At 35.8% G+C, this 23,190-nt stretch carries 18 protein-coding genes and 1 pseudogene; 8 read left to right on the top strand and 11 right to left on the bottom strand.

What is annotated here, in order from left to right:
- Nucleotides 1-48: 48 nt before the first annotated feature.
- The 7 genes and pseudogenes from hpsN to F6K27_RS20415 all read right to left on the bottom strand — a co-directional run bounded on the left by hpsN (nt 49) and on the right by F6K27_RS20415 (nt 9,524).
- A complete protein-coding gene (gene hpsN, locus F6K27_RS20445) occupies nt 49-1,068 on the bottom strand; it encodes a hormogonium polysaccharide biosynthesis glycosyltransferase HpsN (protein WP_287278113.1) in 1,020 nt (339 codons plus the stop codon).
- An 11-nt stretch (nt 1,069-1,079) separates the two neighbouring features.
- On the bottom strand, nt 1,080-2,729 hold the full coding sequence (gene hpsL / locus F6K27_RS20440) for a hormogonium polysaccharide biosynthesis protein HpsL (RefSeq protein ID WP_287278111.1): 1,650 nt from the start codon (nt 2,727-2,729) through the stop codon (nt 1,080-1,082).
- A gap of 13 nt (nt 2,730-2,742) precedes the next feature.
- Nucleotides 2,743-4,200, bottom strand: a complete 1,458-nt coding sequence (gene glmM, locus F6K27_RS20435) for a phosphoglucosamine mutase (protein ID WP_287278109.1) — start codon at nt 4,198-4,200, stop codon at nt 2,743-2,745.
- A 1,246-nt stretch (nt 4,201-5,446) separates the two neighbouring features.
- The gene (locus tag F6K27_RS20430) at nt 5,447-6,535 is read right to left on the bottom strand and encodes a glycosyltransferase family 1 protein (protein ID WP_287278106.1); all 1,089 of its coding nucleotides are present in this window, start codon (nt 6,533-6,535) and stop codon (nt 5,447-5,449) included.
- 478 nt (nt 6,536-7,013) lie between these two features.
- Complete coding sequence (locus F6K27_RS20425; RefSeq protein ID WP_287278105.1) at nt 7,014-7,394, bottom strand: glycosyltransferase family 2 protein; 381 nt, start codon at nt 7,392-7,394, stop codon at nt 7,014-7,016.
- 36 nt (nt 7,395-7,430) lie between these two features.
- Nucleotides 7,431-7,808: pseudogene (locus F6K27_RS20420) on the bottom strand (glycosyltransferase); the annotation flags it as partial.
- A 621-nt stretch (nt 7,809-8,429) separates the two neighbouring features.
- Nucleotides 8,430-9,524, bottom strand: a complete 1,095-nt coding sequence (locus F6K27_RS20415) for a glucose-1-phosphate thymidylyltransferase (protein ID WP_287278103.1) — start codon at nt 9,522-9,524, stop codon at nt 8,430-8,432.
- Between the two features lie 743 nt (nt 9,525-10,267).
- Between F6K27_RS20415 and F6K27_RS20410 the strand changes: the two genes are divergently transcribed.
- The 5 genes from F6K27_RS20410 (at nt 10,268) to F6K27_RS20390 (ending at nt 15,203) form a co-directional block, all read left to right on the top strand.
- A complete protein-coding gene (locus F6K27_RS20410; RefSeq protein WP_287284591.1) occupies nt 10,268-10,705 on the top strand; it encodes a hypothetical protein in 438 nt (145 codons plus the stop codon).
- Between the two features lie 7 nt (nt 10,706-10,712).
- Nucleotides 10,713-11,051, top strand: coding sequence for a hypothetical protein (locus F6K27_RS20405; RefSeq protein WP_287284588.1), 339 nt, complete (start codon nt 10,713-10,715; stop codon nt 11,049-11,051).
- 722 nt (nt 11,052-11,773) lie between these two features.
- Complete coding sequence (locus F6K27_RS20400) at nt 11,774-13,777, top strand: hypothetical protein (protein ID WP_287278098.1); 2,004 nt, start codon at nt 11,774-11,776, stop codon at nt 13,775-13,777.
- A gap of 360 nt (nt 13,778-14,137) precedes the next feature.
- The gene (locus tag F6K27_RS20395; protein ID WP_353736030.1) at nt 14,138-14,596 is read left to right on the top strand and encodes a hypothetical protein; all 459 of its coding nucleotides are present in this window, start codon (nt 14,138-14,140) and stop codon (nt 14,594-14,596) included.
- Between the two features lie 193 nt (nt 14,597-14,789).
- The gene (locus F6K27_RS20390; protein WP_124154226.1) at nt 14,790-15,203 is read left to right on the top strand and encodes an NUDIX domain-containing protein; all 414 of its coding nucleotides are present in this window, start codon (nt 14,790-14,792) and stop codon (nt 15,201-15,203) included.
- A 1,030-nt stretch (nt 15,204-16,233) separates the two neighbouring features.
- On the opposite strand, the gene F6K27_RS20385 is transcribed toward F6K27_RS20390, so the two are convergent.
- A complete protein-coding gene (locus tag F6K27_RS20385; protein ID WP_287278097.1) occupies nt 16,234-16,443 on the bottom strand; it encodes a hypothetical protein in 210 nt (69 codons plus the stop codon).
- 385 nt (nt 16,444-16,828) lie between these two features.
- On the opposite strand from F6K27_RS20385, the gene F6K27_RS20380 reads away from it, so the two are divergent.
- Nucleotides 16,829-17,242 (top strand): hypothetical protein, encoded by a 414-nt coding sequence (locus tag F6K27_RS20380; RefSeq protein ID WP_287278096.1) that lies wholly within the window; start codon nt 16,829-16,831, stop codon nt 17,240-17,242.
- Nucleotides 17,243-17,598: 356 nt separating this feature from the next.
- On the opposite strand, the gene F6K27_RS20375 is transcribed toward F6K27_RS20380, so the two are convergent.
- Both F6K27_RS20375 and F6K27_RS20370 read right to left on the bottom strand, forming a co-directional pair.
- Nucleotides 17,599-18,957 (bottom strand): PrsW family glutamic-type intramembrane protease, encoded by a 1,359-nt coding sequence (locus tag F6K27_RS20375; RefSeq protein WP_287278094.1) that lies wholly within the window; start codon nt 18,955-18,957, stop codon nt 17,599-17,601.
- Nucleotides 18,958-19,485: 528 nt separating this feature from the next.
- Nucleotides 19,486-19,686, bottom strand: coding sequence for a hypothetical protein (locus tag F6K27_RS20370; RefSeq protein WP_124142883.1), 201 nt, complete (start codon nt 19,684-19,686; stop codon nt 19,486-19,488).
- A gap of 254 nt (nt 19,687-19,940) precedes the next feature.
- On the opposite strand from F6K27_RS20370, the gene F6K27_RS20365 reads away from it, so the two are divergent.
- A complete protein-coding gene (locus F6K27_RS20365) occupies nt 19,941-20,165 on the top strand; it encodes a hypothetical protein (RefSeq protein ID WP_124142884.1) in 225 nt (74 codons plus the stop codon).
- A gap of 264 nt (nt 20,166-20,429) precedes the next feature.
- Here the strand turns inward: F6K27_RS20365 and def are convergent, their stop codons facing one another.
- Nucleotides 20,430-20,996 carry a peptide deformylase gene (gene def / locus F6K27_RS20360; protein WP_287278093.1) on the bottom strand — a complete coding sequence of 189 codons (567 nt, stop codon included), beginning with the start codon at nt 20,994-20,996 and terminating at the stop codon, nt 20,430-20,432.
- A gap of 522 nt (nt 20,997-21,518) precedes the next feature.
- On the opposite strand from def, the gene F6K27_RS20355 reads away from it, so the two are divergent.
- A complete protein-coding gene (locus F6K27_RS20355) occupies nt 21,519-22,826 on the top strand; it encodes a pentapeptide repeat-containing protein (protein WP_287278092.1) in 1,308 nt (435 codons plus the stop codon).
- Nucleotides 22,827-23,190 lie beyond the last annotated feature (364 nt).

Here is a 23,190-nt window from a genome sequence, read left to right as displayed (position 1 = left end):
CAATTATTATCCATAAATTATCAATTATTCCTCCCTGTTCCCTGTTCCCTATTCCCTGTTCCCTATTCCCTGTTCCCTTGTATAAATTTGCCCATCATCCCAAATAGATTTAACCTTTGTTTGAACAGCACTCAAAAAACCAAGAGTATAGAAACCTCCACGGGTAATTATTTTGATAGGGGAGCCACCTTTATAACAAGGAGGGTTGCCCAACACATGACAATCAAATAATTTGGCAAAGAAACGCAGACATTGATTAAGAGTCAGATTTTTTAATCCCATGAAAAAGTGATTGTGATAAAAAGTAACTTGATATTTGAGCGATCGCGTTGAAATATCATGACAACCTCCACTTTCTTCACCCAAGTGAACTAGAGAAGCTTCTGGGTCAAACCAAATCTGATAACCAGTTTGTCGTAACCTCAAACAAAAATCTGACTCTTCCCGTACTGCACTACCTCGAAACCGCTCATCAAAACTCAGACCATACTTAGTAAAAATATCTCGGCGATAAGACATATTACAACCTCTTGCTGATATCACTCGTTGAGCCTTAACTGTATGTACCAAATCGATATGATACCAAGCAATACCGGGGTCTGATGCTTCAGGGGGTAAATCTTCTATTTCCAGCTCTCCACCAGAATCTCCTAATTTCATGCGATCGAATACTCGTCCCGCCACTGCACCTATCTCTGGGCGATCAACATAGTTACGAGCATGGGCCGCCAAAAATCCTTTTTCCAAGCGTACATCATCATCAATAAAAAGAATTATTTCGCCACTACAATGTCTGACCGCATAATTCCTTGCCCCTGGTAAACTCGCCCAAGTCAGACGGAACAATTTAATTTTTCCAGAACTTGCTTGTTCTTCTAAATAAGCTTGAGTCTCTGGTTTATGAGTAGCAGTTTGGTCAACTACCAAAACTTCAAAATTAGGATAGTCTTGTGCAATAACATCCGCGATCGTATCTACCAGAGCTTCTTCACGATTATAGGTAGGAATGACAACAGAAATAGGAATAGCTAATTGTTGATTTTTTTCTTTTAGAGATTGTGCGTTCATTTTTCTCCTTCTTATTTACCATTTTCCATTTCTTCTTCCGCTTTAATTCTTGCTTGTTCCTGTTTATCAATTGCTGGCAACCTCAGAACTACTCCAGCAAAATACCAGTAATAAACCGTAACTGGATCTACATCTAGAGGATAGTAATAAGTGTTGTAGCTAATAATCAAAACAAAAACCCAATAGCATGCACCATAACTGCGTAGACTCTTGTCTTTAACAGAGCGATAAGCTTTGAAACTAGTAAAAGTAATAGTGGTTAGCAAGACTAACATTGCAATTGCGCCGAACTGTCCTATTTCATAAATTAACTTAGGATAATAAGTCTCAATTAACCTAGTTCTACCAAAAGTTCGGGCTGAATTAGTAGCCCGTCCTAACCCTTTGCCCAAAACTCCTACATGGCTGACTTCGTGAAATTGTCCGGTAATAAAAGCAGTGGGTGGTGCAGCTTGCCAGCGACTAACAAAACTATCTATCCGCTCCTGAACAACTACAGGATTGGATACTATTACTCCTCCCAGTACAACACCTAGTCCAATACCTATAGGAAGAAACCTTTTGAGGTTAGCGATCTGACCTGTCAGCACCAGAAGAATTATAGTTACTGTGGGAACCAGAGCTAGAGCAATTCTTTGACCGCTAATAGCTGCATTAACAAAAACCACTGCCATTCCAAATAAACCTCCTATTCGCCAGATAGGAGAGGGGTCACTAAAAGCAACTGCAAAGGTAAAGGCAGCATTAGAAATCAAAAACCATCCCCACTGCCAAGGTGCAACAAAAGTACCCGGTAAACGAATCACACCCTGACTAGGACTAAATAATAGAGCGCCTCCTACTAAACATTTAGCTTTTAGAGTTGCTCTAAATAGTTGTTGTCCAGTAAAACCACGAGTACCTTTACACTTACCTGAACTGAGAAATTGGTACTGTACTATACCAAGTAAACAACAGATAATAGCTAAAATTAGTGTAAGACGCGCAGCAAGTAATAATTCTTTTTTAGTTTTGAGTTTATAGTAAGCACCTGTAATTAAAGGTAGGTAGCCGATCAATGCTTTGAGTCCCAATATTCCCATCAATATTGGTTGTTCATTAACTTGTTCATTAACATTTGGTCTGAGTGGGTCTGGTGGTTCCAACTGTTGAGCACCATTAACTAATAGTAAAGTAAGTAGACAAAAGCCCAATAAAATGTATAAGGGATTTTTCACTGCCTTGGGAATGATGAATGGATTTCCTGTTTTTTTGCACCACATACCAATGCCAATCATTGCTGGAATGAAAAAGCCATCTTTTGCTAACTGAAAAATGGGACTTCCTCCACCGATCCAGTAAGTCACAGTGCCAGCAAAGGGCATATAAATTAGGAAGGCCCAAAGTCCTAAAATTGGATACTTGAAGGAAAAACCTAAAACTGCCACACCACCACCACCAGCGAGGGCTATTTTTGGCTCCGCTATGAAAAATAACGTTATACCAATAACAAGACCAAGACCACCATAAGTAACAAGAGCGCCAATAACCTGCTGAATTTGTTTAGCTCTTTGGCGCTTTCTGGCAGCTAATTCCTTTTTGCTAACCTGGGGAGCAGCAGGTTTGCCTTTCTTTTTTGATTTGCTTTTTGATTTTTTTTTAGACTTTTGTTTTGTCGGCATTGTTAAGTCAGTTTTAGGCCAGATATTGCTGGACTGCTAAAACTAAGTTCTCTGTCCAGTAGCTTGCGAGTTCAGCATTAATTGCCTCTACCATAACTCTAATTAGTGGTTCTGTGCCAGAGGCTCGGACTAAAACCCGCCCTACATCTGCTAAAGCTGTTTCTGCTTCGTCTATAGCTCTGACTAATGGTTCGCACTTTTGCCAGTTGGCTCGGCGATCGCGGTCTTCTACCCGGACATTTCGGAGCAATTGGGGATAGGTCTGGAAGCTTTGGTCTACTAATTCTGCTAGGGAGACTTCTGAGCTTTTGACTAGAGCTGCTAAATGTAGGGCTGTCATTAGACCATCTCCTGTAAGGCCATAGTGAGGACAGAGAATATGTCCTGATTGCTCGCCGCCTAACATTGAGCCTGTCCGCTGCATTTCTGCATGAACATATTGGTCTCCTACTTTAGTCCTCAATATTTGTCCACCCTGTTTGTGCCAAGCACGTTCAAATCCTAAATTGGCCATGACTGTAGTGACAATCAAGTTGTTTGGCAATAACCCGGCTTTACTTAAGCTTTGGCCCCAGAAGTAGAGTATATAATCTCCATCTATTGAACGACCTTGAGAATCTACTGCTAATACTCGGTCAGCATCTCCATCAAAGGCAAATCCTATATCAGCTTTGTTTTCTACTACTGCTTGTTGCAGGGAATGGAGATGAGTAGACCCACAGTTGACATTGATACGATCGCCGTTTGGTTGGTCATGTAAACAAATTACTTCTGCCCCCATTCCCTGGAAAACTTCTGGGGCGGTATGAACTGCTGCTCCCCAAGCTAAGTCCAGAACTATTTTCATTCCCTGGAAATGTCCTGGTATTAAAGGAGAATGTAGAGATGCTTGGTACTCCTTGACTAATTCTGGTCTATGGTAATGCTGTCCCCAGTTATTGTGAATAGCTGGAAAATCTGCCATTCCTCTAATTCCAGATTCTATTTGTTTCTGTAATTCTGAAGAGAGTTTTGTACCATCGGAACCAAAAAATTTAATCCCATTATCTTCGGGTGGGTTATGACTAGCAGAAATCATTACCCCGCCTATTGCTTCTGAAACGCTAGTAAGATAAGCAACACAAGGGGTAGGGCATAAACCTAAATTCCAAACTTCTAACCCTGCTGCGGTTAAACCTGCTGATAGAGCCATTCCTAGCATATTGCCTGAATTTCTGGTATCTTGACCCATAATTACAAGGCCACAGTTTGGAGAATATTGGCGCAATACCTGTCCTGCCCAAAAGCCTATTTGTAAGGCTAGGGGGGCGTTTAGTAGTTCTCCTGCTTTGCCCCGGATGCCATCTGTACCGAATAGGGGTGTTGTGGGCAGCAAGGTATGGTTCCAAGGCAATGTTGTTGTTATTGCTGTGGGTGATAAGTTAAAAGTATTTTGTCCATAAGTTGGTTTGAATGACGGTATTGCTACCATAATTTTCACTCCTCGTCAATATTTAGTTATTCTCACTCTCAAGAAAGAGAATAGCACTTCCTGATTGAATAGATAATTTTGAATTATTTATAGCGCTGTGTGCAGGCAACAGGCAATAGGCAACAGGCAATAGTGTCAGTCCAGTAGGGTGTGTTAGCGGTAGCGTAACACAAAACCCTATATTTATTGTCAGTGCCTAATTCCTGAGAGTTTCGACTTAGTTAACGATTTGCGCAATGAGCGCGATATAATACGCTAGTTCTCTTCACATATTTGTAACGAAGGTGAAATTTGTATCTTCTGCACTAATCGCTGCAAGTAACATTTCTGGGGTGTCTATCTATGAAAGGGCGATCGCTCCATAGCTAAGAAGGAGGCGATCGCTTTTTTTCCAGCCTACTCCTGGGCCTTTGAAGTATAGCGCTGCGCGCAGGCAACAGGCAACAACTCCGGAAGGCAATAGGGGGAATAAATTGCGGATAGTATAAGACTTTTAGCTATTGGACACCTCCTGCAATTTGTAAATATGCCAGCGCACATTGCTATAGGAGTTTCTGGCCTCCCTCTGGGGAGTAGGGGAGATGGAGATCAGATGGAATATTTAACTTCTGACTTCTGACTTTTGACTTCGTTAATGCTTGCTGTCTATTGTTTGTTGAATAAATATTCATATAGATTTTATGAGATTGACAAATTATTCAATTTGTGCAGGTAGCTAATAACGGTTGATTTTCACTATGAAGAAAAGCCTAATTATATGAACTTTTATATGAACTTTGATGAGTCATATCAGTAAATATCCTTACGTCTTTAGAAAGGGTAGGAGATATAGGTCCTGAAGAATACTTCCCACAGTTTAGTACATCACAACCTCCTATAAAACTTAAACTGTCTGGTGGAAGTGGAGTAATAAAAGATGGAGACACAGTAAAAATAGAGACGACGGAAGCTTCTGTAGGAGACAAGAAAACTCTTGGTGCATGGAGTACTCCCGCACTATACTACTATGATGGCTTGTACGAACAACAAAAATGGACTATTCGGAAAAGAGATAATAGTGATCCAATTATTAATTATGGTGATGAAGTTTATTTTCTGAATAATTATTATTAAGGGCAGTGGTTGTGTATTGAAAATAATGGAAGGTGGCTAACAACAAAAACAAACGCAAATGTTTATTGGGTAATCAAATAGTTGAATAGTTCTCAAGAAAAAATAGAGTTTTCAAAGCTCTATTTTTTTCTTATCATCTTAAATTATTAATCAGATAATTCTGAATTATCTCCCTAGTAGCTAAACCAGTTTTTTTCCAACTAAACTCTTTAGCTCTAGCCAAACTTAAGGTCGAGAGGCGCGATCGCTCTCCTCCATCTTTAGCAATAATATTCATCGCATCTGTTATTTCTCCTACATTTTTCGGGTTAACTAAAATAGCAGCATCTCCCGCAACTTCTGGCAGGGATGAAATATTAGAAGTAATAACAGGAGTACCACAGGCCATTGCTTCTAATACGGGAAAACCAAACCCTTCCCACAGACTAGGAAAAACCAGAGCGATCGCTTGATTGATTATTTTGGGTAATTCTGAATCAGGAACATAGTCTAGAAATTTGACTAATTTTGTTAAACCTAATTCTTTAATTTGAGTTTTTAATGTTGGTGTATAAGTATTATCTGTAGGTCCGGCAAACCATAATTCATACTCGGAAAAATTAGGCAATTTAGCAAATGCTTCTATTAACCGATGCAGATTTTTATAATGGTCATGGCGACCGAGATAAAGAAAGTAATTTTGCGTAGGTAAGTCTAAAAATTGGAATCTTTGAGAGTCATAACCTAAAGGAATAGGTGTAATTTTTTGAGGTGGTATTTGGAAAAAATCAGTAATATCTGTTGCCGTTGCTTGAGAATTACAAATAATATGTTCTGCCTGGTTTAATACTTGAGGAATATAATATTTGAAATAAGCAGTTAAGCGAGAACCAGGTTTAGGAAAACGTAAAGGAATTAAATCGTGAGCCATTACTATATAACGACACTGAGAAAATAAAGGCGCTTCTGGAAGGGGAGAAAAAAGTAGATTTGCTTGTAATTTTTTATAGATATTTGATAATTGAAATTGAGTCCATAATAATCGTCGTAAATGACCTTTTGTTCCCTGAGCGGGCGTCATGTTGTTAGGGATTAGATGGCAGTTAAAATTGGAAATATTATTGGCTACTAACAGGGTAGGATTAAGTTGTTGAAGTTGTGGCAGGATGTTATTAGCGTAGATGGATATTCCTGTTGGTTTTGGAATTAATACTGATAGATTAATTAGAAGTTCCTTAGACATTTGCGCTCACAGGGATTATGGCACGGATATATGGATTAAGAATCCAGCAATAAGTGTAGGTTGGGTTGAGGAACGTTAGCGCCAGCTTATCCGTTAGGATAAACCCAAAATTTTCAGCAAACTAGGTTCAAATCAGACAAAAATTCTTCCTAATTAAATGATACTTTGTTGGGTTTCCCTTCAGGAAGCTCCGCTAACACTTGGTTCTACCCAACATACAATTATATCTGATAAATTTCCTAATTGCTTTGATTTTAACACGAGCTATTTGATAATTTATTGGTAGCTTAACTAAAGCAGCTATAGACATTTATAGTTAGAGTCAAAAATTTTGAATAGTTTAGGTTGGGTTGAGGAACGTTAGCGCCAGCTTATCCGTTAGGATAAACCCAAAATTTTCAGCAAACTAGGTTCAAATCAGACAAAAATTCTTCCTAATTAAATGATACTTTGTTGGGTTTCCCTTCAGGAAGCTCCGCTAACACTTGGTTCTACCCAACATACAATTATATCTGATAAATTTCCTAATTGCTTTGATTTTAACACGAGCTATTTGATAATTTATTGGTAGCTTAACTAAAGCAGCTATAGTAATTCTGAGTAATCTATATATTAAAACTAATTTATTTGTATGTTTTTCTAAACTTAATAGGTAGCTATAGATGCTATGCTCAAGTTTTAATTCGGGATTTTTATTGGTAATGGAAGATGGTTGATGAATTACAGATATTTTTTGAGTTATGGCAATTTTATGACCTTGTTTTACATAGCGTCTACAGAAGTCAAAGTCTTCATAATATAAAAAATAATCTTTATCAAATTCAGGACAGTTTTTAAAGTTTTTGAAGTTAATTAACATACTGCATCCTGTTACCCAATCTGTAGTTGATGTTTCTGTGTTGGAGATAAATTCATTAGCAATTATTTTGCCAGTTTCAGGAATAAATTTTCCACCACCAAACCAAATTTTACCTGTGGGTTCGTAGACGGTTGTTCCTAATATGGAAAATTCGGGATTTTTTGCTAAAAAATGATGTGCTTTTTCCAGAGAATCCGGGAATAAATAAGCATCGGGATTAATTAACCAAATTATGGCTTGAGGGTTTTGATCATAAATCCAGTTTAATCCTAAATTGCAAGCTTTTCCATATCCTAAATTAGTTTCTGAGTCGATAATAATTGTGGTGTTGTTTTGGAGTTGATAAATAGAATGATCGTCGGTAGAGTTATTGATGATAATAATTTGCTGAAATAGTTGGGTAGTTAATGTAATGGAATTGATTAATTTTTGAATTAATTGAGTGGAATAGTAATTAACTGTTAGGAAGTATATAGAGTTAGTATTTATATGAGTTTCTCCTTCGGGGTGGGGGAAAAGTTCAGTTAAGTGAAGCTAAAACAACTAAAATGGTGTGTTACGATGGATTTCTAAATACCGTTCCGAGTCGAAATTTTAGCCGTATAACGCACCTACTAGACCGACTAAAATGGTGTGTTACGACGGATTTCTAAATACCGTTCCGAGTCGAAATTTTAGCCGTCTAACGCACCTACTGGACTGACTAAAATGGTGCGTTACGATGGATTTCTAAATACCGTTCCGAGTCGAAATTTTAGCCGTCTAACGCACCTACTAGACCGACTAAAATGGTGCGTTACGATGGATTTCTAAATACCGTTCCGAGTCGAAATTTTAGCCGTCTAACGCACCTACTAGACTGACTAAAATGGTGCGTTACGACGGATTTCTAACCGTTCCGAGTCGAAATTTTAGCCGTCTAACGCACCCTACAATAATGCTAAAAATACATAAAAATTAGGAAACTTTTATCCCTTATCCCTTATCCCCTTATCCCTGTTGCCTGTTGCCTATTACCTATTGCCTATTGCCTAATTATGTTAATTCTATTTGACTATCATCACCAATCATAAATCGTAATGCTTTAGGACGTTGTGGAGCATTAATTAGTTGGGCACGACGACCGAGTAAACTATCAACAATACGTTGGTGAATTTCAATAATTTTTGCTCCTTGTAATATCACACTATGCTCAATGTCAACATCAATTAAAGTTACATTATCGGCAATACTACTATAAGGACCGATAAAACAATTTTCTAGGTGACAATTATCTCCTATAATCACCGGACCTCGAATACTACAATTAATTAGTTTTGTATTTTCACCAATTTTTACTCGCCCAATAATTTGACTTTGAGAATCTATTTCCCCATTTACTGAATTAGTTAAACGAGTATCTAAAATAATTTGATTAGCACTGAGTAAATCATCTTTTTTACCCGTATCTAACCACCAACCTTCTAAGGTACGCGCTTCAACAGAAATTTCTTTGTCTGCACCGGATGTTTGTTGGTCAATTAAATATTGAATAGCATCAGTAATTTCTAATTCTCCTCTAGCTGAAGGTTTGATATTAGCAATGGCATTATGGATTTTATTTGAGAAGAAATATATTCCCACCAGTGCCAAATCAGATGGAGGAACTTTCGGTTTTTCTACTAACCCTAAAACTTTTCCCTTTTCATCTACTTTTGCTACACCAAATGCTGTGGGATTAGGTACTTTTCGCAGCAAAATTAAAGCATCTAATTGTTCTTGTTTGAAAGTCTCTAAAAATTGTTCTAGCTGACTCTCAATAATATTATCTCCTAGATACATGATAAAAGGAGAATCTGCCAAAAATGGTTGGGCAATTTTCACAGCATGAGCTAAACCAGCAGGTTGCTCTTGCAGAATATAGGTAATATTAGCTCCAAATTTTTCGCCGTTTCCTGTTAATTCTTGTACTTCTTTTCCCGTTTCTGGACTAATAACAATGCCAATGTCGGTAATACCTGCTGCGATAATACCCTCAATGCCGTACCACAAAATAGGTTTATTCGCAACTGGTACTAATTGCTTTGCTCCTGTATAAGTAAGAGGACGTAACCTTGTACCTTTTCCACCAGAGAGAATTAATGCTTTCATGTCAATACTTCCAATTGCGGATTTTTGTTGTAGTTTTTGTTCTTAGGGCTGAATTTTTTCTCACTTTAGCATAAGAAGGAAGAAGGAAGAAGCAAGAGGGAAGAAGGAAGAAGCAAGAGGGAGAAAGGAAGAAGCAAGAAGAAAAAACTATTAGTCAATTAATTGTGACTATTTTTGTCAAGTGATAAATAGGATAAGAGATTTTTTCTGGGAGAAATTCTCTGAAATTTTGTCAAAAATCTTTACTACTCAAGAGAAGACAAATTTCTCCCTCATCAGAGAAAATTATCCATCAATTAATTCTGACTATTTTGAGAAAGTGACAAATAGGATAAGAGATTTTTCCTGTGAGAAAATTCTCTGAAATTTTGCCAAAAAGCTCCACTACTGAACAAGAGACAAATTTCTCCATTTTCAGAACATGACAAACAGGGTCAGAGATTTTTTCTGGGGAAATTCTGTGAAATTTTGCCCAAAATCTTCACTACTGAAAAAGAGACTAATTTCTCGGTGATTAGGGAAAATTTGCCATTAATTAATTATCGTTATTTTCAGAACATCACAAATAGGGTCAGAGATTTTTTCTGGGGAAATTCTGTGAAATTTTGCCCAAAATCTTTACTACTGAAGAGGGCAAAAAATTTCTCCCTCATCAGGGAAAATTATCCATTAATTAATTATCGTTATTTTCAGAACATCACAAATAGGGTCAGAGATTTTTTCTGGGGAAATTCTGTAAAATTTTGCCAAAAATCTCCACTACTGAAGAGGAGACTAATTTCTCGGTGATTAGGGAAAATTTGCCATTAATTAATTCTCGCTATTTTGGTCAAGTGACAAACAAGATAAGAGATTTTTCTGCGAGAAAATTCTGTGTAATTTTGCCCAAAATCTCTACTACTGAAGAGGAGACTAATTTCTCGGTGATTAGGGAAAATTTGCCATTAATTAATTCTCGCTATTTTGGTCAAGTGACAAACAAGATAAGAGATTTTTCTGCGAGAAAATTCTGTGAAATTTTGCCCAAAATCTCCACTACTGAAGAGGAGACTAATTTCTCGCTCATCAAGGAAAATTTGCCATTAATTAATTCTCGCTATTTTCAGAACATGACACACAGTGTCAGAGATTTTTTCTGGGGAAATTCTGTGAAATTTTGCCCAAAATCTCTCGGTGATTAGGGAAAATTTGCCATTAATTAATTCTCGCTATTTTGGTCAAGTGACAAACAAGATAAGAGATTTTTCTGCGAGAAAATTCTGTGAAATTTTGCCCAAAATCTCTACTACTGAAGAGGAGACTAATTTCTCGGTGATTAGGGAAAATTTGCCATTAATTAATTCTCGCTATTTTGGTCAAGTGACAAACAAGATAAGAGATTTTTCTGCGAGAAAATTCTGTGAAATTTTGCCCAAAATCTCTACTACTGAAGAGGGGAAAAAATTTATTGATTTTCAGAACATGACAAACAGGGTCAGAGATTTTTTCTGTGGGAAAATTATCTATCAATTAATTGTGACTATATAAATAGGATAAGAAATTTTTTCTGCGGGAAAATTATCTGGCAAAATGCCAAAAAGCTCCACTACTGAAGAGGAGACAAATTTCTCCCTCATCAGGAAAAATTATACATCAATTAATTCTGACTATTTTGACAAAGTGATCAACAGGATAAGAGATTTTTTCTGTGAGAAAATTATCTGGCATTTTGCCGAACAGCTTTACTACTGAAAGGGGAAAAAATTTATTGCTCATCCGGGAAAATTCTGTGAAATTTTGCCAAACAGCTCCACTACTGAAAAGGGAAAAAAATTACCGCTCATCAGGGAAAATTATCCATTAATTAATTCTGTCTATTTTGGCAAAGTGACACACAGGATAAGAATTTTTTTCTGTAAATGATATTTCCAAAGATAGAATAAGACGGTAAAATTCAGAAAAGTTTGATATTAGCTCAATAGAATTGTATGAGAATTATATGGCAAGACCACAGCTATAGCACTACAAGAATTGCTTAGGACATTTTTCAATCCTAAAACCCTATTCCCTATTCCCTATTCCCTAGCGCTATATCTAATTTCGGGATAAATATGAAAAATCACTCTTTTTTCAAATCATTAAATACTAAATTTAATTCACAGTCTAGCTTTCAGATTAATAGCATTATTTTCTTAATTGTAGTTTTGATAATTACCCTCATAACATCAATATATGTATCCAATGAACATACAATTTATTGGTGGGACTTTGTGGGATATCAGAACGCAGCAAATAATCTAACAAATTTATTTCGAGCATCACCTCCAAGAGCTATTGATGATATTTTAGGTTCTTTATCTCAACAAAAAAATTATTTGGTCGTGCTCCCATTAATCCCATTTCTTTATCTGTTTGGTAATCAAAGAATTGTTTATATTCTGAGTATTAATCTGGTCTATTTATTACCATTTAGTTTGCTGGTCGGTTCTATCGCGACAAAATTAATTCCAGTTCTTTCTCGGTGGGTATTTTGGTCAACAGTAGCGATCGCTCTACTAATACCTATGACTTGGAGTCCAAGTTTGAGAGGATATCCCGATATTGGAGCGACTTTATTTATTTTACTGGGGATTTTAATTTACTTACAAAATATTAGATTAACTGCTTGGTGGCAAATTCCTGTCATTGGATTATGTTTGGGCATATCTATTGTTTTAAGGAGACATTTTGCTTATAGCGCAATAGCTTTTCTTGCTGCTGTTAGTTGCCAAACTATGATTAACTTTTTGACTACTTTCAATTCTGTCAATAATTCCTGGAAAAGACTTTTAGAAAATGCCATTAAAATTAGTCTGATTTCTCTCAGTAGTTTCCTGACTATATCAATTTTTGCTTGGGGTTTTATCCAAAGTTCTTTAACAGAAAATTATCGAACTCTCTATGCTGCTTGGAGTTTATCAATACCTGATATATTTTGGCGTTATGCCTGTTTTTATGGATTAATAACTTTACTATTAGTAGCTATGGGATTTTCCGTAGGTATTCTGACAAAATCTTTAATTCCATCCACTACTATTTTTATTTTATTATTCGGGATTTTTTCTTTAGCTGAATGGTTAATTTTGTTGCGTTATGGCAATATTCATTACTCTCTACATTTTACGCCAATAATAGTTTTAGGATTAGCTTCATTTATCTGGACGACCATTAATATTTTTCCAGACAAAACTAGATTAATCATTTTAAGTCTCACGGGAATATTGTTACTTGGCAATTTTGTCCTTGGCATAACTACTATTGGCAAATTTAATAATTCCCTACGACCATTATTTGCCACTAATTTTTCTCCATTAATTCGTTCCGACTATGATCAAGTTTTACGTTTGAGTGATTATCTAAGTAAATTAGCCAAAAATCGAGAATTAGTATATGTAGCTGCTTCCTCAAATCTATTTAATGCCAATATCATTAGAAATGCTAACCGGATAATTAATCCTGAAAGTTGGTCGAATTTAAGAGCAATAAGTAAACCACACATCGACACCCGCGATACTTACCCATTGCCAGAATTATTAGAGGCACAATATATAGTTATTGCTAACCCATTTCAGAAAGTATTATTAACTGATGAACAAGTCTTAAAACCAGGACAACAAGATTTAGTTAAGTTTGTCTATGACGCTTTTACTCAAAATTTTCCCATTGCTCAAGATTTCCGAAAATTGCCAGAAGAATTTATCTTAGATGGTGGAATTACTGTCAGTTTTTATCAAAGATTTCGTCCTACTTCTGTCGAAACTGCTGTACAAACTTTATCAGCAGTACAAAAACAAATTCCTCAACGTCCAGGTAGACAGTTAGACTGGATGAGTTTAAATCAATCTCCTTATATTACTTATAATTATTCGGCAGTTACTCAAATTTCTGAAAATGGTTATAAATTAATGACAGACCCCTCGGATACTACTAAACAAACCTCTAAATATTTTCTCTATTTAGGGCAAATATCCGAATCAGTAAAAATTACTGGTCAACTAAATTTTCTGAATCAAGAATGTGATGGTTTATCTCTTGCATTTTCTTCCTTAGATGAACAAGGAAATTTGCTTGATACAACTGCCAATAATTATTTTCCTGGAGATTTGTCTGACTTTAATTTTTCACTCGCTGGTAAAAATTCGGTTTATTTGCTTTTGGAAAATATGACTATTGACAAGGATGAATTAACGAATAAATGTGGATGGGTAATTAATGATTTAGTTGTTGATGAGTAGAGAAAATTTTCTGGAGATAACCGCCGATAATTAGGGTTTGCTGAAAAATTCTTTTTCAGGAGTAGGTGAGTGGGGGAGTAGAGAGTAGTTAGGAGATAGTTGGATATATTTGTAAGAGTGATTTTTCTGCTATTATTCTGCATTTTATGCTAAGTTTTTGATTGTTTTCAACTGAAAACCAGGCACTTTTTTCAACCTAAAAAGGCTAAAGCCTTTATCTATCAGTGCTTTTATATTTTATCAGCAAGCCCTAATTATTTCCCTGGGGTGGGTGATATTTTTACTTTTTATCTTCAGAATAAAAATGCTGTTTATCTACTTCGACAAAATCTGATTCTTCACAGTAATAAGTTAACTGATATGGAGAATTTTCTAGAGACAACTGCCGATAATTATTTGTTTAGGGTGGGCGATAGTTTGACTTTTTATTTTCAGGGTAAAAATTCTGTTTATCTACTTCGGCAAAATCTGATTCTTCACAGTAATAAGTTAACTGATATGGAGAATTTTCTAGAGACAACTGCCGATAATTATTTGTTTAGGGTGGGCGATAGTTTGACTTTTTATTTTCAGGGTAAAAATTCTGTTTATCTACTTCGGCAAAATCTGATTCTTCACAGTAATAAGTTAACTGATATGGAGAATTTTCTAGAGACAACTGCCGATAATTATTTGTTTAGGGTGGGTGATAGTTTGACTTTTTATCTTCAGGATAAAAATTCTGTTTATCTACTCCCGAAACTGGCAAGATGCCCACACTTAGAACATTCAATTGTTAATCTCTTTACTTCATATATTTGGAATCTGCTGTATGTATAAAAAAATGTTCTATTTTCAATCATTGCCAAATATTTCTCAATTATCTTCCATTCTTACCCCTGTCAGGGCGAATAACCATTTGTCCCTATAAGATATAATTACACCCATGTTACCAGATTTGATATTAGGCGATCGCTATATTTATCCCATCTATATAATATCCCAAATAAATATATTCTAATAGAAGAAAAATATGAACAAATTACAAGGTTGTGTAATTATTTTGTTTAACAGTTCTCAGCAAATTTTACTCGTGCTTAGAGATAATAAAGATTCTATTCCTTTTCCTAATACTTGGAATTTATTAGGAGGATTTATTGAAAATGGTGAACTTCCTGAACAATGTATATGCAGAGAAATAAGGGAAGAAATCGAAATTGAATTAACAGATATTAACTTTTTTCAAAAGTACAATATTTATGATAGAGAACATTACGTTTTCTGGAAGCAAATAGACTTAGATTTAAAGCAAATTCAACTTAATGAAGGTCAACGTTTAGCTTATTTTACTAAAGATGAATTAGATCAAAATCAACTGGCATTTCAATGTAACAAGATTTTGAATGATTTTTTTGTCCAGGTGTTATGGCCTAAATTTGGTAGGTAGAAAAATAATATGTACGGCAGGAAAAAACTATAGCACTATACTTAATCTAGAAAATTTACCCCGAAAATAGGTAAATGATTTGCAAATTCCAACATCTCACTTCTGTTGCTCTCTTCCGAAAAGAAAATAGTGCTTTGAAAATTTCTCTATTTATAGAAGAGTCTTTCCACAGTTCGGGAAAAAAACTATAGCACTATACTTAATCTAGAAAATTTACCCCTCAAATTGGTAAATGATTTACAAATTCCAACATCTCACTTCTGTTGCTCTCTTCCGAAAAGAAAATAGTGCTTTGAAAATTTCTCTATTTATAGAAGAGTCTTTCCACAGTTCGGGAAAAAAACTATAGCACTATACTTAATCTAGAAAATTTACCCCTCAAATTGGTAAATGATTTACAAATTCCAACATTTTACTGCTGTTACTCCCTTCCCGAAAAGAAAATAGTGCTTTGAAAATTTCTCTATTTATAGAAGAGTCTTTCCACAGTTCGGGAAAAAAACTATAGCACTAGCACTATACTTAATCTAGAAAATTTACCCCTCAAATTGGTAAATGATTTGCAATTTTCCTAATCTCACCCCTATTACTCCCTTCCCGAAAAAATAATAGTGCTTGAAAATTTCTTTATTGCTAGAAGAGTCTTTCCACAGTTCGGGAAAAAAAACTATAGCACTATACTTAATCTAGAAAATTTATCCCCAAAATAGGTAAATGATTTGCAAATTCAAACATCTTACTTCTGTTACTCCCTTCCCGAAAAGATAATAGTGGTTTGAAAAGCTTTCTATTCACAGAAGAGTCTTTCCACAGTTAGGAAAAAAACTATAGCACTATACTTATGTAGAAAATTTACCCCCAAAATAGGTAAATGATTTGCAAATTCAAAAACCTCACCCCCCTACCCTCCTTCCCTACAAAAGAATGGTGGTTTGAAAACCTCTCTATTTGTAGGTGATAGGGTAGAGGTTTGGATAGAGGTTTTTCTAGATTTTTTGACTTTACAAATATCCTTTGAAAAAATATTCTACTAACGCAATGCACGGATTAATTTTGTTGCTGAGTGGGCGATCGCGCAGATAACAATAGAACTTCCTAATGCTCCAGCAAGAATTAAACCAGCATCACTATTTTCAATTGCCAGGTCAACAACTTTATACATTAAATTAATAGGACTCACTTCCTGGGTTTCGATACAACTTGGGAATGTTTTGTTTTCTTGAGTAGAGTTATTTTCCATTTTTATTCTCCGGTTTTTTTCAAAACTGATTATTTATTAGGAGAGATAGAAGAAAAAACAGGATAACTTTACCTCAATCAATAATATTGAGACAAAAAAGAGAATGTTGAGCTTATTTTGAAAGTTTTTTTATGACTCCAAACTTTTACTATGACAATACTAAAAGTGTCACATTGATGTTTTTCTCTGAACTATTCCATTTAGTTCTATTTTGGTTCTTTTTGTATATATTATGGCCAATTTATTTCTGTCTGTTAGTACAGTTAATATACTGCAACATTAGTTGTTTTTATTTGTTTCTGTTCTATATATATTCTGACTCATTAATTTCTTTCCAAAGGAATATACGCTAATAGCAATATTTAACGACCATATACTGGAGGTGTTGTATGAGCAGAAAAAAAGTTCAAGTTCTATATGTCTTTCAGAAGAAGGTATTAAAAAAGTAAATATAGCTAGAATCAAAAAAGGTTGGAAAAAAACACAAAAAGAGTGGTACGAATCAGCATTTGTTTCAATATCAACATTGAAACGCTTTATGAGTGGCACATCTATTTCTCCTGATTCTTTCAAAAAGTTGTCTGAAGTTGTAGGAATAGAAGACTGGAACTCCCTTATTGATGAGTATCCAAGTCAATCTTTTACTCACAAAAAATCAAATTTCAAAACTGGAGTAGGTATAACTGGCATTTTCACTTTAGACAAAAAGCTGGAAGTAGAAATTGCTTTGGAGCATTTGAAGCAACTTTTGATTAATTGCAAAGTTGTTATTTACAATGATGATAATTTAGGACAATAATATATTTTCCAAACTTCTTTTAAAAGCTTAAACTATTGTTTTTTTATCGCCCAGTTGTATTACTTTTTCCACTGGGTGATATCTTGCAATTAATACCCTCCCAATCAAATAAAATAGCTTCTTGTAATACTTACTAAATGTAACCCCGTGGTCAAGCAAAAATATATAGTCTATTGTTAATTAATCTATTTTTTTGCTTAATTAAATTAGATTTTATATCATATCAGGATGCGCGATAGAACTCTGTTCCGCTTACCCGACCAAAAAATCTTCTAGCTTTGAACTTTTCTTTCCCTTCTGCCTTTTTCCCTCTGCCTTCCTTACTCTTGAGTGTAAGTATTCAAGTAGACATAATATTACTTCATTAAAACCTGAGTCGCAAAATTTTCATTTCTTGTGGGAGAGAGAACTCTTGCTTTTAAAATAGCAGCTCCCAAAAAAGCATAAGAAATTACTCCTACAAATGCCAAAATAAATATATTTAAAATCCCAGAAGCATTCCATAAAGCATGAAGAATAGATGCGGTAAAATAACCAACTCCCAAAATCAACCAACTATTACGACGTCTTAAAACACTTAACCCAATAAAATAACCAAAATAACCACTATAAGCCATGTGTCCAGCTACTGAACCTAAAATTCTGGGAATTAACAATTGTAATCCTACCAATTGACCCGCATCTACTCCCAATTGTAAACTAGCACTATCCACAATACTCGGAACATATTGTCCCAGAGTTTCTAATAAAGTAAATCCTACTGCAGAAGCTGTTCCTAATAAAATTCCATCTAAAGGTTCCCAAACACCAATTTTATTTCGCCAGGGATCAGGTAAATTACGACCTATTAATAGTACTAAAAACACAGGTAATGCTTTTAACAACTCCTCCATTAATCCCGCGCCAAAAAACATTCTAATCAGGAAATCAAGAAAGCCAACTTGCTCAGGATTTACTGATATATCACCAGGAAGTATAAAACGAAATACTCCAATAAACAATGTCAAAATTGGACTTAATAAGATAATAACAGTTGTTAAAGCTACTCCGAATAATACCCACCAAGGTTTCTGTTTGCCACAAAGTTGATAAACGAAATAATAAGCAGCAGTAGCAATATAAGCTGCTAATAAAAAATTGAAAGCTATTGCTCTACCCACGGTTAAAAACATTAAAATCACAAAAAATACAGTGATAATACCTGGATAAAGATAGGCTTTTTTAGCTAATTGCTTTCCTGTGGAGGCAATAGGAAATAACTGGGTCAAAGTTATCGACTCAGTATCTTCAACATCTTCAACATTAGGAACAGAATTGACAGGAAGTGAAGTAGAGTTTACTGATTGTGATACTGATAAGGTTGATTTTTGGTAGGATAAATTATCGAAGATGAATTCTGGTCCTTTGTAACCCAGACGAATACGATCGCCCACCTGTAAAATTTGACTTCCCTGTATTCTTCGTCCATTAATATAAGTACCATTAGAACTATTGAGGTCGCAGATTTCCCATACTAAACCAGTAGTTTTGGTCTGTTTGGTATGAATACGAATTAGGGCATGACGGCGAGAAACCGTTGTATAAAATTTTGTCTCTAGGACAATTTGACACTTGGGATCGCGTCCTAGCACTATCTCCTCTATCTCAGATAGATACTTTTTTATGAGCTTTTCCTCGTATACTCCTCTTGTAGACAGTTGTCGCAGAAATGCCATTTTTTAGATATCTTTAAAATTTTTAGTCAAAATAATTATTGATAAGCAATGAACAATTAATTGTCAATTAAATATAGCGCCGTGCGCAGGCAACAGGCAATAGCTCCGGAAGGCAACAGCTTATCTGGGGGAATAAAAAACCGATAATATAAGACTTTTAGCTATTGGACACCTCTTGTAATTTGTAAATATGCCAGCACACATTGCTATACAGCATATTTCATATCAGTGGGGTACATCTGTTGTGGGCAAGATGCCCACACTACGAAGACTTTATCATCAATATTTGTACCTCATATACCTGCAATCTGCTGTATTGTCCATTGTTTATTGCTTAACTAGCGATCCGTATTTTCCGTACCAGAATGCTCCGCAAAAAGCACTCAGCTTTCAGACTGCTAAAAGCTTGGGTTTAAATCTCTGACTTCTAGCTTGTCGTTTAATCTTAGGAGGTGTCCCCTATCCCCTTCTGGCACTTTAAAAAAAGTAATCTTGCTGAGTGCTGAGTGCTGACCGCTTCTTTAATTTCTATTGATTCGCCTTAGCGTCTTGAATTGCTAAATAAAAGAGTAAAGTAGCTAGAGGAATGCTCAGACTCAAAATTATCCCTGTTACTAGACCACCTAATTCTGGTTCCCCAGAAGATAACTCAAAAATAGAACCAACTGCTGCGATCGCTGCTATACAAGACCCACCCAAAAGCAATGTTGATTTAGGAGTTCCTACCATAACTTTCTTCTCCAAAAATATTGACTATTTTAATTTTTTATGATAATCACTAAAGTTAAGAACTAATAAATCTTAAACTTCTGGACTATTGCTTTTGTATTAGACATCTGGTAAAAATCAAAAATATAGCAGGAAACAGGTAACAGGCAACAGGCAACAGTGGGAAAAGAATTTCTCTGTCTAAGATTCATCATCAACTCGTTCTTTGCTATAAAATCAATTACCGTACATAAATCATCAATTAGGGTTTGCTGATGGAAAGTCTTTTTGCTGGGGTAGGAGACAACCCACCCCTCGCCCCTCCCCCTCCCAGGAGGGGGAGACTGGAGACTGGAGACAACCCACCCCTCGCCCCTCCCCCTCCCAGGAGGGGAGAAATGGGAATGAGCGAGGAAGTAGGAGTAAGAATTGTCAATTTGGGATTTTTCTGCCCAACTATGAGCCTAAAATACGCTCCATGCATGAGCATCAACAGCTAAAAACCAGGTACTGCAATTCGACCCCAAAAAGGCACTTGTCTCTATATGTCAATGCTTTTAGATTAGATCGGTAAGCCCCAATTATTTCCCCCTACTCTGTACGGACTTTGTATGCAACGTCCCTACTACTCCCTATTCCTAGATGTCTATTAGACATCTGGTAAAAATCAAAAATCAAATCAATTCTGATCAAGAAATTATCAATTTTTCCTCCCTGTTGCCTGTTGCCTCTTTTCTGGAAATGTCTATTAATTTTGCGAGACTTTAAGCAACAGATTTGACAGCTTTAGGAGAGAACTTATGCTTAGTCAACTCTTCATTCAGTGCCAATTTATTTTCTACTCGGTCTACAAACAGCACCCCTTGAAGATGGTCCATTTCATGCTGAATTGCTCTAGATAATAATTCTTTAGCCTGAAGAGTTTTCGGACGACCATTTTCATCTTTGTAGGTAACTTCAATTATTGCGGGACGTTTAACATCTAAATAAACCCCAGGAATACTCAGACACCCTTCTTGGAAAAGACAAACTTCTTTACCATACCTTTTAATCGTAGGATTAATCAAAACTAGAGGGGGCGTAGCAGCATTATCTAGCTCGCAGTCTATAACAATTACTTGTTTTTGGACAGCCACCTGGGGTGCAGCTAGACCAATACCATCAGCACTATACATAGTTTGGAGCATTTCTCGTATCAGTTTCCGAATATCATCATCTACCTTATTCACACGCTTTGCTGACTGACGCAAAGAGCGATCGCCCAAATAATGTATTTCCAAAGGTGGGTTCTCTAATTTTTCCTTCTTAACTAGAATTTCAGAAGTTGTCATAATTTTACACTTACAAAAAATGGCTAAATTTGAAACAAAGGTATTTACTGTACCTCTTTCTATCTATCCTAATACCTAATAAAATATACACGGCCTTTGAGTCATGAATAGTCAAGCCAACTTATATCCTACTCAAAGTCAAAGTCCTTATCTCAATTAATCAAAACCCCCCTGAATCCTAAATTAATATTTTTTTGCTTCTAATTTTTAACTTTTAACTTTTAACTTTTGACTTTTGACTTCTAAATTTGGCCTGAGTCTAGATTAATATTTTTTTGCTTCTAACTTCTAACTTAATAACTTCTAGCTTCTAACTTTTGACTTTTAACTTTTGACTTTTGACTTATAACTGTCTTGGCAGGTTTAGTCCCAATATAATTGATATAAAACCTAACCTCTAGCTAAACTTACCCGTAAAATTATTGGCATAACTTCTCTTTTCTAATGTTTTCAGTTTTTTATAGATATTACAAAAACTTAACAAATTAATTGTCTGTCAAAAAAATCAAAATTAAAAATTATATGAATAATGATTCAAACTCTTCTTCAGCTAATTTTCAAAACACCAGTCCTACCTCAGAAAATTCTAATGGCACAAAAGCAGCGATCGCTCCTGTAAAAACACCAATAGAGCAATTAAACTTGGTAGAAAATGAAATAGAACAAATGTTACCCTCCTCTCCCACACAACTTAATGGTTTGGCAAACAATCAAGCAGAGGAAGGGCCAAAGAATCGAATTGCGTCCATTGTCTCCCTGACAGCAATTGCCGTAATGATTCTGGGGTTAGCCATAGATAATGTGCTGCTTGGTTATAGCAGCGCGGTTGTGGCAATGGTAGCTTCCATCAGAATGATTTGGCCTAGTTGGGGTAAAGTCTGGAAAACCCTCATTCCTCCAGTTTGGCGTAATCTGATTATTGCTTGCTTTGGTATCTTGGCCGCTATTGTTGGTTTACTGATGTTAAGTGGAGCAAACCAAGAACCAGGTACTCGTAATATTCAGATTAACTGGGATGCCATTGGAGCGGTGGGCGAACTCATCGGAGCTTTGGGTCAAATTTTAATTGCAATTATTGCTGTATATGTAGCTTGGCGACAATACGTTATTTCCAAAGATTTGACCATTCAGCAAAACCGCATTACTCAACAACAAACCATTGATGCTTACTTTCAAGGAGTTTCCGATCTGGCAATGGATGAAAAAGGTTTATTAGAAGATTGGCCACAGGAACGAGCGATCGCTGAAGGACGTACAGCAGCTATTATTAAAAGTGTAGATGGAGAAGGTAAAGCGAAAATTCTCAGATTTTTATCTCAGTCTAGACTAATAACACCGATTAAGCGCGATCGCCAACTTGGTCGGCCTATTTTAGATGGTAATGGAGGTTACGCGGAAGATAGGGAATATGGTATTCGTGTGATTGACTTAGGAGTAATGTTAGCAGGAGCTGACCTGACAAAAACAGATTTACGTTGGACAGAATTAAGTGATGCTAATCTTGTTAGAGCTAATCTTAGTGATTGTGACTTAGTAAAAGCTAATTTTTCTCGTACTATTTTGTATGAAGCCAGTCTGGTAGGTGCTGACTTGAGGGGAGCGAGATTTTTCTATGGCAGTGCGGAAACTGCTACTCCTCGTAGTCGTACTAATATACCTAACTATCAAACAGGTGTTTGTACTGGTGCAGTGGTAGAAAATGTTGACTTTAGTGGAGTCAAGCGGTTGTCTGATGAACAACGTTATTATTGTTGTGCTTGGTGTGGGGAAAAAAGTAGAAGAAAGATACCTGGTGGTTGTGAAGGTATTCCTAATAAATTGGAACGCTAGATTTTGAGTGTGGGGAGTGTGGGGAGTGTGGGGAGTGTGGGGAGTGTGGGGGATATTTATAAGAACGTTTCTACAAGTTTTTAGTTGTGTCAATGCGATCAATTAATAAAGTGTTTGTTTGTAGTATTGATCTAGCAGTAAGATAGATATTGTTAGAGCAATACTACGGACTTTAATTATAACTACAAGACTTATAGCAATGAGCGCTGGCATCTTTACATGTTACATAGATATTTGCAATGTAATATAAAAGTAACTGTATGAGCTGTATTTTTCATAAATTAGGCGATCGCTAAACCTTAAAGTTTTAAGGATGTCTGTAATGGTATTGATAATTTACAGTTTATAGCTTGAAATTGTTTAC

The organism is Okeania sp. SIO2F5, from assembly GCF_010692685.1.
Taxonomy (GTDB): domain Bacteria; phylum Cyanobacteriota; class Cyanobacteriia; order Cyanobacteriales; family Microcoleaceae; genus Okeania; species Okeania hirsuta.
Note: the sequence above shows the minus strand (reverse complement) of the source record. Positions and strands in the feature narration are given on the sequence as shown.